Annotated in this window: 10 protein-coding genes; 2 read left to right on the top strand and 8 right to left on the bottom strand. The window is 66.5% G+C overall.

Annotated features, from left to right (window positions below; all coding sequences use genetic code 11):
• Positions 1-44: 44 nt before the first annotated feature.
• Both clpB and HK353_RS09555 read right to left on the bottom strand, forming a co-directional pair.
• The gene (gene clpB / locus HK353_RS09560; protein WP_173155583.1) at positions 45-2,651 is read right to left on the bottom strand and encodes an ATP-dependent chaperone ClpB; all 2,607 of its coding nucleotides are present in this window, start codon (positions 2,649-2,651) and stop codon (positions 45-47) included.
• 150 nt (positions 2,652-2,801) lie between these two features.
• Entirely contained in the window at positions 2,802-4,379 is a 1,578-nt protein-coding gene (locus HK353_RS09555) for a Na+/H+ antiporter (protein WP_173155581.1), read from the bottom strand.
• Between the two features lie 108 nt (positions 4,380-4,487).
• Between HK353_RS09555 and HK353_RS09550 the strand changes: the two genes are divergently transcribed.
• Both HK353_RS09550 and HK353_RS09545 read left to right on the top strand, forming a co-directional pair.
• Positions 4,488-5,267 carry an enoyl-CoA hydratase gene (locus HK353_RS09550; RefSeq protein WP_173155579.1) on the top strand — a complete coding sequence of 260 codons (780 nt, stop codon included), beginning with the start codon at positions 4,488-4,490 and terminating at the stop codon, positions 5,265-5,267.
• Positions 5,268-5,312: 45 nt separating this feature from the next.
• Positions 5,313-6,233 (top strand): NAD-dependent epimerase/dehydratase family protein, encoded by a 921-nt coding sequence (locus HK353_RS09545; protein ID WP_342589873.1) that lies wholly within the window; start codon positions 5,313-5,315, stop codon positions 6,231-6,233.
• Positions 6,234-6,317: 84 nt separating this feature from the next.
• On the opposite strand, the gene HK353_RS09540 is transcribed toward HK353_RS09545, so the two are convergent.
• The 6 genes from HK353_RS09540 to HK353_RS09515 form a co-directional block, all read right to left on the bottom strand.
• Positions 6,318-7,157: an SDR family NAD(P)-dependent oxidoreductase gene (locus tag HK353_RS09540; RefSeq protein WP_173155575.1), complete on the bottom strand. Its 840-nt coding sequence runs from the start codon at positions 7,155-7,157 to the stop codon at positions 6,318-6,320.
• On the bottom strand, positions 7,154-8,896 hold the full coding sequence (locus HK353_RS09535; protein ID WP_173155734.1) for an FAD-binding dehydrogenase: 1,743 nt from the start codon (positions 8,894-8,896) through the stop codon (positions 7,154-7,156). Before HK353_RS09535 ends, HK353_RS09540 begins: the two co-directional genes overlap by 4 nt.
• Before the next feature lie 249 nt (positions 8,897-9,145).
• A complete protein-coding gene (pheA, locus tag HK353_RS09530) occupies positions 9,146-10,084 on the bottom strand; it encodes a prephenate dehydratase (protein ID WP_173155573.1) in 939 nt (312 codons plus the stop codon).
• Complete coding sequence (locus HK353_RS09525) at positions 10,081-10,929, bottom strand: glycosyltransferase family 2 protein (RefSeq protein ID WP_173155571.1); 849 nt, start codon at positions 10,927-10,929, stop codon at positions 10,081-10,083. Before HK353_RS09525 ends, pheA begins: the two co-directional genes overlap by 4 nt.
• Before the next feature lie 81 nt (positions 10,930-11,010).
• Entirely contained in the window at positions 11,011-11,889 is an 879-nt protein-coding gene (locus tag HK353_RS09520; protein WP_173155569.1) for a DUF5926 family protein, read from the bottom strand.
• A gap of 150 nt (positions 11,890-12,039) precedes the next feature.
• Entirely contained in the window at positions 12,040-12,954 is a 915-nt protein-coding gene (locus HK353_RS09515; RefSeq protein ID WP_173155567.1) for a GTP pyrophosphokinase, read from the bottom strand.
• Positions 12,955-13,069: the final 115 nt, after the last annotated feature.

Here is a 13,069-nt window from a genome sequence, read left to right as displayed (position 1 = left end):
CTCAAACTGGGCTGAATCCGCGCAGCACGCCCCGGCGGTGAGGCTTACCGCTTGGGGCGCAGCTCCAGGCCGGTGGCCTCGGGGTCTTCGGGCAGGTCGACGACCACGGTGTCCCCGTCGACGATGTCTCCGGCGAGCAGTGCGCGGGCCAGCCTGTCACCGATCTCGCGCTGGACGAGTCTCCGCAGCGGCCGGGCGCCGAACGCCGGATCGTAGCCTTCGAGGGCCAGCCAGTCCTCGGCAGCCTGTGTGACCTCGAGCGAGATCCGGCGGTCGGAGAGCCTGCGCGACATCTGCGCGATCTGCAGATCGACGATCGACGCGAGCTCGGTTTGGCTGAGTGCATCGAAGAGCACGATGTCGTCGAGCCGGTTGAGGAACTCGGGCTTGAACGTCGAATGCACGACATCAAGCACCTTGGACCTCTGCTCCTCGGTCGACAGGCTCTTGTCGACGAGGAACTGCGAACCGAGGTTCGAAGTCAGGATCAGGATGGTGTTCCTGAAATCGACCGTACGGCCCTGACCATCGGTGAGGCGGCCGTCATCGAGGACCTGCAGCAGGATGTCGAAGACGGACGGGTGCGCCTTCTCCACCTCGTCGAGCAGGACGACGGAGTACGGACGACGGCGGACCGCTTCGGTGAGCTGGCCGCCCTCGTCGTATCCGACGTAGCCCGGAGGGGCACCGACGAGGCGGGACACGGTGTGCTTCTCACCGTATTCGCTCATATCGATCCTGATCAGGGCCTTCTCATCGTCGAACAGGAAGTCCGCCAGCGACTTCGCGAGCTCCGTCTTACCCACACCGGTGGGCCCGAGGAACAGGAACGAACCGGTCGGACGGTCGGGGTCGGCGACACCCGCACGCGAACGGCGGATGGCGTCGGAGACCGCGGCGACGGCGTTCTTCTGACCGATGAGGCGCTCACCGAGGATGTTCTCGGCTTCGAGCAGCTTCTCGACCTCACCTTGGACGAGGCGTCCTGCGGGGATGCCCGTCCAGGAGGAGACCACCTCGGCGATATCGCTGCTCGAGACCTTGTCCGAGACCATCGGATCCGAGGTCTGACCGGCTTCGGCCTGAGCCTCTGCTGCTTCGGCTTCGGCGATCTCCTTCTGCACGGCGGGGATCTCCCCGTAGAGCAGGCGGGATGCGGTCTCGAGGTCCGTGTCGCGCTGAGCCTTCTCGGCCTGCGAGCGCAGTTCGTCGAGCTTCGTCTTCAGCTCACCGACCCGGTTGAGGCCGGCACGCTGGGACTCCCACGTCGCTTCGAGCGAACGCAACTCCTCCTCTTTGTCGGCGAGGTCGGCGCGTAGGGCGCTCAGGCGTTCGGCCGATGCGGAATCGGTCTCCTTCGACAGGGCCATTTCCTCCATCTTCAGGCGATCCACGGCGCGGCGGAGCTCATCGATCTCGACCGGAGCCGAGTCGATCTCCATCCGCAGGCGGGAGGCCGCCTCGTCGACGAGGTCGATGGCCTTGTCCGGCAGCTGCCTGCCGGTGATGTACCGGTCTGACATCGTCGCCGCGGCCACCAGCGCGCCGTCATTGATCGAGACCTTGTGGTGCGCCTCGTAGCGTTCCTTGAGCCCGCGGAGGATCGCGATCGTGTCCTCGACGCTGGGCTCTCCGACGAACACCTGCTGGAACCTGCGCTCAAGGGCGGGGTCCTTTTCGATGTTCTCGCGGTACTCGTCCAGGGTCGTGGCGCCGATCATCCGCAGCTCGCCGCGGGCGAGCATCGGCTTGAGCATATTGCCCGCGTCCATCGAGGAGTCCCCGCCGGCGCCGGCTCCGACGATAGTGTGGAGCTCGTCGATGAAGGTGATGATCTGCCCGTCGGAGTTCTTGATCTCCTCGAGCACGGCCTTGAGCCGCTCCTCGAACTCGCCGCGGTACTTCGCACCGGCGACCATGGCGGACAGGTCGAGGCTGATCAGCGTCTTGTCCCGCAGCGATTCGGGCACGTCTCCGGCCACGATCCGCTGGGCCAGGCCCTCGACGACGGCGGTCTTGCCGACGCCGGGATCACCGATGAGGACGGGGTTGTTCTTCGTCCTGCGCGAGAGCACCTGGACGACGCGGCGCACTTCCTTGTCGCGGCCGATCACCGGGTCGAGCTTGCCTTCGCGGGCGGCGGCGGTGAGGTCGACGCCGAACTTCTCCAGCGACTGCATGGTCTCCTCGGGGTTCTCCGAAGTGACCTTCTTGCCTCCGCGCAGTTCGGGCAGGGCCGCAAGCAGTGCGTCCCGGTTCGCCCCATTCGCGCGCAACGTCTCTCCGGCGCCGTCATGTCCGGCCGCCGCTGCGAGCAGCAGGTGCTCGGTCGAAACGAACTGATCGCCCAGGGAGGTCATCTCCTCCTGCGCGAGGTTCATCATCTCGAGTCCGGCGCGGGACAGGCCCGGCTGGCTGACCGAGGCTCCGCTGACCGTGGGGAACCCGGCGATCACTGCTTCAATCGCGGTGAGCACCGACTGCGGGTCGGCACCGACCTTCGTCAGCAGGGCCGAGGCCAGGGAGTCGGGCTGCTTGAGCAGCGCGGCCACGACGTGGGCCGGTTCGATCTGGTTGTTGTGCCGGGCGACGACGTCGTTGACCGCAGTCTGCAGAGCCTCCCGGGATTTGGTTGTCATCTGTGCGTCCATCTGCGCATCTCCTTCTTAAGATTCTGGGCTGATTCGAACTCTCACCAAAAACAACATCGACAAAGTTGAGTCTATTCCGCTCAACTTTGAATTTCCAGAGGAATCTTCTTCGAAGTATCCCGCCCGGATGCGTGCCCCTGTCCCCCGCACCTACCTCGTGATGACCGACTGGAGGTCGAAGCGGTGGAGCACGCGGTCGGCGATCTCGGGATCGGTCCCGCGTTCGCGCCGGGCCTTGAGCACCTCGGCGCGCGCGGACTGCATGGCTTTCTTCTGCACGGCCAGCATCTGCTCCCGGTGTTCCTTGAACGCCATCGCCTGCTCCGAGCTCGCCTGGTCATCGGTGGTTCCGCTGAGCTGATCGTGCAGGACTTTGAACCTCGCCCGCAGGGGTTCGATGACGTCGTCGGGCAGACTGTCATCATTCTTGATCTCGCGCATCGCAGCCTTGTAGGCACGCAGAGCGATGTCCCTGGTCGCCTGATGTTCCTTCTCCGCCTCGTCGTCGATGCCGAGCACAGCGACGACGGTCGGAAAACTCAGGCCCGCCAGCACCAGCGTGAGCAGCAGGACCACCGCGGCCGCGACGACGACATAGGACCGCCCGGGGAACGGGGCACCGGAACTCGTCGTGGCCGGGATCGACAGCGCCAAGGCGACCGTGGCGAGGCCGCGCATCCCGCCCCAGGTCATCAGCGTGGCATCGCGGACGCTCAAGGGCGCGGCATCCGGATCCTCCTCGCGTCGCTTGCGTTCGATGAGCGTGCCGAGCAGCAGCCAGACGAAACGGACGGCCACGACGATGAGAGCGATGAGCGTGCCGACGAGCAGCGCTCGCCCGAGGTCGGCATGCTCGGATTCGACGATGAGACGCAGATCGAGGCCGATGAGTCCGAAGGCGATTCCGGTGATGAGCATCTCGAGGACCTGCCACGTCGAATTCTGCGTCACCCGCTCCGCCGAGTTCCCCTCGACATCGCGGCGCCGCACTTCGAGAGCGGCTACGACGACGGCGATGACCCCGCTGGCGTGGAAGTGCTCGGCCACGAGGTAGACGCCGAAGGGCAGGACGAGCATAAGGGAGGACCGAGCGATCGTGTGATCGATCTTCTCCATCACCCACCAGGCGGCGAAGGACAGCACCAAGCCGACGATGATCGCCACGACGGCGGAGACGACGAACGACACGGCCAGATCTGCGTAGTCCACCTCGGTGCCGGCCAATACCGCGGCCATCGCGGTCTGGAAGATGACCAGCGAGGCGGCATCGTTGAACAGGCCTTCGCTCTGCAGGGTCGACATGATGCGGCGGGGGATCGACACGGTGCTGGCCACGGCTTCGACAGCGACCGGGTCGGGTGGGGCGAGCATCGCGCCGAGTGCGATGGCCGCGGCGATGGTGATTCCGGGGATGAGGAAGACAGCGGACCCGGTGACGGCGGCCACGGTGACACCGACGAGGGCCACGGACATGCCGAGGATCGTGCGCCACCGGATCGCGAACAGCGCCCACGATGTCTTCTGTGCGGCGGCGAAGAGCAGGGGCGGCAGGAAGAGAGGGAGGACGAGCTCCGGATCGATGGCCACCTCGGCGAAGGTGGGGATGAACGCACCGGCGATGCCGATGAGGACCATGAGCGCCGGCCACGGAAGCTTGAGCTTCTGCCCCAATCCGACCACCACCGAGGTGGCGGCACCGAATCCGATGATCATCAGCAGTGTGGTCATGCCAGTCCCTCCGAATCGCTCCCACCGAGGCAGATGTGTCCGGAGGCGGGCGGAAATCGTCTGCGCAGATTCCGCGCCGGGCCCGGCGACCTTTGGCAGAATGAGGCTATGTCGGAATCAATTGTATTCGCGCAGTTCGACGACGGAGTCGCGTCCGTGACGATCAACCGGCCGTCCACGCGCAACGCACTGTCGCGTGAGGTCATGGAAGACCTCATCGACACCCTCACCGAGGTGGGGCAGCGTACCGATGTGCGCGCGGTCATCCTCATCACCGCCGGTCATGTGTTCAGCTCCGGTCATGATCTCACCGAGATCCGCGGGGCGGATCTGGAGACGCAGCAGACCACGTTCGACGCCTGTGCCCGACTGATGCAGCTCATCCAATCCATCCCACAGCCGGTCATCGCGCAGGTGCAGGGTGTGGCCACGGCGGCCGGCTGCCAGCTGGTGGCGACCTGCGATCTGGCCGTTGCCGCCGAGTCCGCCAGATTCGCAACTCCGGGAGTGAAGATCGGTCTGTTCTGTTCGACTCCGATGGTGGCCCTCTCCCGTGCGGTGCCGGCGAAGCAGGCGATGCGGATGCTGCTGACCGGTGATTTCGTGACCGCCGAGGATGCGCTGAAGTTCGGTCTCGTCTCCGATGTCGTCGCCGACGCCGACCTCGAGTCCGCCACCTTGGAATTGGCTCTCAAGGTCGCGTCCGCCTCGTCGGCTACAGTTGCCCTAGGAAAGGCCGCGTTCTACGAACAGCGGGAGCTGCCTGTGGCCGACGCCTATGCGCGGATGTCGCAGGTGATGGCGGACAATGCCGTCGCGGCCGATGCGCAGGAAGGGATCGACGCCTTTCTGACGAAGAGGGAGCCGCAGTGGCAGCACCGCCGCTGAGGCGGTGGGCGCGAAGATGAGAGAGGGAACGTTGTGGCGGTGATAGTGACCGGAGCCAGCGGCTTCATCGGTGGTGCCATTGCACGGGCGCTCGCCGAAAGGGACGAAACGGTCTACGCGCTGTCCCGGCGAGATCCCGAGATCCCCGGGGTGAACTTCCAACACTGGGACATCACCGAACCTGCGTCCGCGTCGGTGACCTCCCTGGCCAAGAATGTGACCGCGGTCTTCCACTGTGCCGGAATCGCCTCGGTCAGTGCCGATGACGACGCTCTCTACAACGTGAAGGTGACGGGCACACGTCATGTCCTCGATGCGTTTCCGAAGGCCCGCATCGTGCACGTCTCCTCGACGACGGTGTACTCCGAGTCCGAACCCCACGCCGAGCTGTGGGAGGAAGCCGGTCCGAAGGACCCCAACGACTTCGCCGACGCATATTCTCGCACCCATGCTCTCGCCGAGCAGCTCGTCATGAGGCTCCGTCCCGATGCTGCTATCCTGCGTCCCGCGGCTGTCTACGGTCCGGGGGAGACGATGCTCATGCCGTTCCTGTCGCGGATGTCGAAGAAGGGTGTGCTGCGGCTGCCCGGCGGGGGCAGGCAGAAGGTCACCCTGACCCACGTCGACAATGTCGTGCGGGCCGCGCTCGCCTGCCTCGACGTGCCTTCGGCGGCGGGTCCCTTCAATATCGGTGATCCGATTCCGTACCGGCTCAAAGAGGCTGTGGTCACTCACTTCGCTCGGATGGGCTATGACCAGGTCGTCATCGAGGGTGTCGCGAAGGACAAGGCGCTGGTGTCGGCGAAGCTGGGACTCAAGATCAAGGGCGTGTTCAAGCGCGGGGACCGGGCGAAGCTCTTCCTCGTCAGATACCTGCAGTCGGATCGGACGTACAACCTGTCCCGGCAGCAGCGGGTGCTCGGCATCTCGACCACCCAACACCTCATCCCGTCCCGCCTGCAGTAGGACGCTGGGCCCCGGCGACCAGGTTCAGCGGTACAGCCGGAGATCAGCGGTACACCAATCCGCCGGACCCGGCGGCTGAGACGCTTACCGCTTGAGCCCGTGCTGGGCGGCGACGATTTTCGATACAAGCTCGCGCGGAAGCGCACGCCCCAGCAGGAACGGCAGCGGTGCTCTGCTGCCGACGGCGTAGAACTCCCGCGGTCTCGGCGCGACGATCGCAGCGACGATCGTGGCCGCGACTTTGTCGGCCGGAATGCCGCCGCGTTCGTTGGCGTCGAGGTGCTCGAGCATCGTCGTCACGTCCCGCGTATAGGTCGACCCCGCTTCGAGGTACTTCGTCCGCCGCAGCCCGATACCCGTGGCGATCGATCCCGGTTCGACGGTGGTCACCCAGACGCCGAAGGGCGAGAGCTCCTGCCGAGCCGCCGTGGCGAAAGCGCGCAGAGCCGCCTTCGCCGCAGAATACGAACTGCGGTGGGCCAAAGGGAAGCTGGCGAGCATCGACCCGACCATGATGATGCGTCCCGCCCGCCGCGCACGCATCCCGGGCAGGACGAGTTGGCTCAGTCGAACCGGTCCGAACACGTTCGTACGGAAGAGCCGTTCGACGGCACCGGCCGGCAGCTCTTCGAACGGACCCGACTGGCTCTCACCGGCATTGTTGACGAGCACGTCGATGCCGTCGAACAGGCCGAGTTCCTCGAGCTCCGCGGCCAGCCGGTTGGGGCCATCCGGGTCGGCGAGGTCCAGCGGAAGATATCTGACACCGGGGATCCGATCGGCAGGGGGGATGCGGTCCGGGTTCCGGCTGGTTGCCAGCACCGTGCAGCCTTTCGCCGCCAGCGCCTCGGCGACGGCTCGACCGATTCCCGAGGTGCCGCCGGTGACTAAGACGGTGAGGGCTGTACGCGCGCTGCCGGTCACGAGTGCGCTGCTTCGCCTCGTGCAGACCCGTTTTCCGGTCGCACAGATGTCACCGCACGGCCCGCCTGCTCGGCGGCAGCGCGTCCGGCGCGGAGGCCGGAGAAGATGCACCCGCCGAGGAACGTTCCCTCGAGCGCGTTGTACCCGTGCATTCCGCCGCCCCCGAAACCGGTGACCTCGCCGGCGGCGTAGAGGCCCGGGATAGTCTTGCCGGATCCCGCGAGCACCTGCCCGTCGAGGTTCGTCTCCAGCCCGCCGAGGGTCTTGCGTGAAAGCAGGCTCAGACGCACAGCAATGAGCGGACCGTGCGTCGAGTCGAGGATCTTGTGCGGTTTGACCGCACGCACGATCTTGTCGCCCAGATAGGACCGCGCATTGTGGATGGCCTGGACCTGCGCGTCCTTCGAAAAAGCGTGCTCGGTCTGCCGGTCCCGCTGCCGGATCTGCTCAACGAGGTGGTCGTGATCGATGACCGGCCCGCGGGAGCGTTCGTTCATTCCCGCCACCAGTTCCTCGGTGGTCTCGGCCACGACGAAATCGGAGCCGTACTTCTTGAAGGCCTCGATCGGCCCCGGCGCATCGGAGGAGCGCACCCGATCGAGCGTGATCCGAATGTCCTTCTCCGTGAGGTCCGGGTTCTGCTCCGAACCGGAGAGCGCGAATTCCTTGCGGATGATCGACTCGTTGAGCACGAACCACGAATAGTCGTGCCCGGTCTCAAGGATCGTGCGCATCGTCCGATTCGTATCGAAGCCGGGATAGTTCGGCGCAGGGAACCGATTGCCCTCGGCATCGAACCACATCGACGACGGCCCCGGAATGATGCGGATCCCGTGCCCCGGCCAGATCGGGTTCCAGTTCTCGATGCCCTCCGTATACGCCCAGATCCGGTCCCGGTTGATGAGGCTGGCTCCGGCATCCTCGGCGATCTGCAGCATCCGCCCGTCCACATGAGCGGGCACTCCGGCGAGCATCGTATCCGGGAACTCGCCGAGGCGGTCGACCGGCCAGTACTTCTTCATCAGTTCGAAATTGTGTCCGATGCCGCCGGTGGTGACGATGACGGCGGGTGCCCGGAGTTCGAAGTCGGCGAGTTCGTCGCGGTTCGATTCGACTCCGCGGGCGGTGTGGCTGGGGACGAGCGTCCGCCCACGGACACCGACGACGGCTCCAGCCTCGGTGATGAGTTCGTCCACGCGGTGACGGAAGGCGAACTCGACGCCTCCGGCGGCCTCCGCGGTCTCGACAGGCTCACGGAAGACTCGGACCACCTCGGGGCCGGTGCCCCAGGTGAGGTGGAACCGGGGCACGGAATTGCCGTGCTCGCCTGCCCCGGACCCACCGCGTTCGGCCCAACCGACAATCGGGGTCAGACGTAAGCCGAGGTCACGCAGGTACTGGCGCTTCTCGCCGGCGGCGAACTCGAGGTAGGCCTCCGCCCATTTCCGGGGCCAATGATCCTCGTCGCGGTCGAAGCCCGCCGAGGTGGCCCAGTCGTCCTTGGCGAGCTCGAGTGAATCGTGGATGCGCAGTCGCCGCTGTTCGGGGGAGTCGATGAGGAAGAGCCCGCCGAGGGACCAGAACGCCTGTCCGCCGAGGTTGGCGCGGTTCTCCTGATCGAGGATGAGTACCCGCTTGCCGGCCTGGGTGAGCTCATGGGCGGCGACGAGTCCGGCGAGACCGGCTCCGACGATGATCGCATCGGGAGATGGGCGGCCCTGGGCGAAAGAATCTCCCATCGCGGAGCTGTTGCCGCCATCACCGGGTGAGCGGGACGGGTCCGTGCTGTCGAAAGAACTCATCGTCGACTCCTCTGTCGCATCTGTCGGCCGTTGAACCGACGTTAAGTGTGCGCAGATTGTCCGGAACGGGCCGGATTCCGACGATCTGTGCACACTTACTTACCAGTAGACCTCAGTATTGCAGACGTTCCCGGTGTGAAGAGGCACAGGCGGTCCGAAGTCAGGCGCAATTTCGCCCAACGTCCATCAGCCTTCGAGGGTGCGCTCCAGCCAATCGGCGGCTGCGGCGAATGACTCGTCCGTCGTCGTCGGGTCGACCGGCACCACTGCTCCGTCGGAGCTCGGGTAGCTGCCGAGGAAGTGCAGCTTGAGGGCCGCTCGGTGGACACCCTGCAGGGCCTCGGCCATGCGTGCCTCGTGGATATGTCCGAGCAGGTCGATCGAGAACTGGTAGAGGCCCAGCCCGTCACCGGTCGGCCGGGATTCGATGCGGGACATATTGATCCCGCGGCTGGAGAACTGTTCGAGCAGTTCGAGCAGCGAACCCGCACGGTCCGAGCGCAGGGCCGCGACGATGGTCGTCTTGTCGGCCCCTGTCGGAGCGGGCAGAGGACCCGGGCGGGTGACCACGACGAATCGGGTGACGGCGTCTTTGCGGTCGCCGATGTCCTCGGCGACGATCTCGAGTCCGTAGCGCTGAGCGGCCAGGGCCGGGCAGACGGCAGCCATATGGTCACCGGCGTCATTGGCCAGATCCCTGGCGGCCGCGGCAGTCGAGGACGTCGGCAGGTAGACGGCTTCGGGGAAGTTCTCGTTCATAAACGCCCGCACCTGTGCCTCGCCGTGCGGGTGCGAACCGAAGGAGGAGATCTCCTCCCTGGTGGTGCCGGGTTTGACGGCGAGGACGAAGCGGACGGGCACGACCACCTCGGCGATGATCTGCAGCCGCCCGTTCTCGGTGAGCGCATCGATCGTGGCGGGCACTCCGCCTTCCAGTGAGTTCTCGATCGGCACGACAGCGGCATCACAGTCGCCCTCGAGCACCGCGTCGAGCGCCGAAGGGGCGTTGCGCATCGGATGAGTCGTGGCCTCGGCGCGCAGGTTCCGGGAGTCGAGGAAGCTGAGCAGGGCCGCCTCGGTGAAAGTGGCCTCAGGGCCGAGGTACGCGAAACGGTTGAGGCTCACTTGCCGGTCTCCTTGTGTGGATCGGGGGAGTTCTGCGTGGAATCGGAAGACCCGGAATCGGCGGGGGCGGAGGAGGCACCGAGGGCCGGCGTCCCGCCATTCCGCTTCGCGCGGAGGCGGCGGACGAGGATCGCGCGGGCGACGTCGCGGTACTGGGCAGCACGGTGCAGCTGGGCTTTCAGATCGCGACCGGTGACGCGGTGGTGGAGGTCGCATTCGACCTCTTCCACGCGCAGTCCGGCGTTGACGACGTCGATGGTCATGGCCGCCTCGACGCCCCATCCGGCGGCGAACGGCAGGGCCGCGTCGAAGGCCTCTCGCGACAGACAGCGCATGCCCGACAGCGGCTGGGTGGCGTCGAATCCGGAGAGTTCGGCGATGCCTTTCTTCGCCAGTCCGACGACGAAGCCGAAGCCCCCGCCCTTGCGTTTCTGCGCGGGCAGGATCGCGATCGTCATGTCCGCTCGACCCGCGAGCACGGGCTCGGCCAGGGGAGCGGTGTTGACGGCTGAGTCTTCGAGGTCGCCGTCGATGAACAGCAGCGCCCGGTGGTGCGGGTCGACGCCCGGATCGGCGTCGGAGATCTCCCGATTGCGCAGAGCGAAGGCCCCGGTCATCATGGCCGCAGCCTTGCCCTTGTTCTTTGGGTGGGTGATCACCTCGGCGCCGGCCCGGCGGGCCCGGGTCCCCGTATCGTCAGCCGACCCGTCGTCGACGACGAGGACCATGTCGACCCCGGGGATCCGCTTGGCCGCAGCGACGGTGGCACCGATCCGCTGGGATTCGTTCATCGCGGGGATGATGGCGGCGACCGCCTCGGGGGCGGGGTGCGGCTGTGCGCTCATGTCGGTTCTCCTGTCCGTCACCGGCACCGAGGCGGGGCACCCTTTTCGGGTCCCGCCTCGGTGATGGGGTGGTGGCGGATGTCAGTGGATGGTCAGCTGGCGGGACACGATGCCCGAGCGGACGCGGCGGGCCTCGGTGCTCATCGGCTCGGTCGTGTTCAGCGCTTCGTCGAGGCGCTTGCCGAACGCGGCGATGGGCTCTTCGACGTCGTCGACCTGGGTGCCGAACTCGAGTTCCCAGACGGGGACGATGATGCCGTGGGCGCGGAAGTAGCCGAGGAAGGTGCCGATTCCGCCGAGGTCGTTGGCGTTCTCGGCCTGCAGGCGGGCCAACGCATCGACGACGCGGTCCTCACCTTCGGGGCGGGCCCAGCGGACGTAGGTGCGGCCGGACATCTCGGTCCAGTAGGCGGAGTCGACGGAGGCGAGCTTCTCGGTCGGGGCCACGGAGTCGTTGGCCTGCTGAAGGGCGGCGGCGACGTCGGCATCGGACTCGGCTTCGGGCAGGGCCCAGTAGTCGAAGTTCTCGAGCACGCGGACGTCGAACGGGTGCGAGGTGTCGAGGATGTCCTGCAGACGCGGGCCCTCACCGGGTTCGGTGGTCGCCTCGATGGAGGTGCCGGGTTCCGCTTCGGCGGCGGCGAGGATGCCGCGGGCGACATCGCGGGAGGCATCGGTCGATGACACGGGTACCTGCATGCCGGCCAGGATCTCACCGTCGTCGCGGCGCCACGCCTGCCACGCGGCAGGCAGCAGCGAGGTGATCGTGACCTCATGACCGCCGTACTCCTCGGTGAGCTTCGCGGTCGCGGTGGCCGCGGGCACGAGTTCACGCAGGCAGATGAGGTCGGCTTCGAACGGCAGGTCCGCGAACGGACGCGCGACGAATGCCGTGGCCTGCGCCCTGGCGAGGCGTTTGGCGATGAGTTCTTCCTTGGAGCGCTTCGACTTCTTTCCCATGGGACGCAAGTCTAGTCGGTGGAGCGTGTGCCAGGCTGTTGGGTTCGCAGGCGTGCCTGTGGCGGCGGGCGCAGATGCGTAGTCCGCGACCGGGCGCAGAGAGGCCGACCGCTGCTGAGCGCAGACTGTCCGGGCCTGATGCGCCGCCGTTCAGCCGTCGTGGCCGACGGGAATGAAGTAGCGCGTGTTGTTCGACTCGTCCATGCGCACCTGCAGCTTGTCGCCCGGGTGGGGGAAGGCGGAGCGCTCCGGATTGTCGGGAGTCAGCCCGAGCGTCTCCAAGCGGATGATGCCGTGGCGGCCCACCTCGTCGGCGGCGAGGACATAGGAGTGGTTGAGTTCGCGGATCGTGACCTCGATGGCCGGATCGGTCGGTTCGTCCGCCTCGGCGAAGGCTCGGGGCGGGGCGGAATTGCCCATGCCCAGATACGCGCCGACGTCATCGGCGATGTAGCCGGCCACGGAGTCGGCTTGCGCCATCAGACCTGCGAGGATCACCGACAGCCGTTCCTGCTGGGCATCGGATTTCAGGGCCTGCCCGGGTTTGAAGAGGTGCTCCTCGGCGAGCACGCACCACGCGTCCTGCATGATCGTGCGCAGCTGGAGTTCGACGAGGACGGAGGGCTCGGAATCGAAGGGAACCTCGACGATGAGGTGGCGGCCGCGGTATCCGGACGGTTTCGGGGCTGCGGAATAGTCGCGCACCTCGGCGATGGAGAGGTTCGTATCGTCGCTCACCTCGGTGAGCAAGCCCCACAGGGCCGACTGTTCGCGTTCGGTGCGGCAGATGACGCGGGCGCCGACGACATCGATGACCTGGTTCTCGACCTCGACGGATTCGTGGATCTCGTCGTTGGCATCGGCGAGCTTGCGGCGCAGCTTCTCGCCCGTGCGCAGCCGATCCTTGATCCGACCGTCGACGACGCGCACTCGATCCCCGGAGAGCAGGGCGGACGGAGCGCGGACGGACTCGACCCAGTCATTGACCGTCTCGAGAGCGGCCCTCCAGGTGGACTCACGCCGGTCGTAGGCTTCGTCGACCAATTCGCGGACAGTTGCTGACATCCTCGTCACCTTCCTAGCTCCTGATTCAACTTCACCAGAAGACGCCGAGGATGTCTATGGCTGGGCGGCTAATATTGCCGCGGCAGTGCCACAGGGTGAGACGATCTATGGTGAC

This window comes from Brevibacterium permense, from assembly GCF_013280495.1.
GTDB lineage: Bacteria > Actinomycetota > Actinomycetes > Actinomycetales > Brevibacteriaceae > Brevibacterium > Brevibacterium permense.
The sequence above is the reverse complement of the archived record's forward strand: the minus strand, read 5'-3'. Positions and strand labels throughout refer to the sequence as shown.

Bases quoted from the DNA above. Each gene is read 5' to 3' on its own strand.
- clpB (WP_173155583.1), bottom strand. From the start codon at position 2,651: ATGGACGCACAGATGACAACCAAATCCCGGGAGGCTCTGCAGACTGCG.
- HK353_RS09520 (WP_173155569.1), bottom strand. From the start codon at position 11,889: ATGGGAAAGAAGTCGAAGCGCTCCAAGGAAGAACTCATCGCCAAACGC.
- HK353_RS09515 (WP_173155567.1), bottom strand. From the start codon at position 12,954: ATGTCAGCAACTGTCCGCGAATTGGTCGACGAAGCCTACGACCGGCGT.
- HK353_RS09525 (WP_173155571.1), bottom strand. From the start codon at position 10,929: ATGAGCGCACAGCCGCACCCCGCCCCCGAGGCGGTCGCCGCCATCATC.
- HK353_RS09555 (WP_173155581.1), bottom strand. From the start codon at position 4,379: ATGACCACACTGCTGATGATCATCGGATTCGGTGCCGCCACCTCGGTG.
- HK353_RS09550 (WP_173155579.1), top strand. From the start codon at position 4,488: ATGTCGGAATCAATTGTATTCGCGCAGTTCGACGACGGAGTCGCGTCC.
- HK353_RS09535 (WP_173155734.1), bottom strand. From the start codon at position 8,896: ATGGGAGATTCTTTCGCCCAGGGCCGCCCATCTCCCGATGCGATCATC.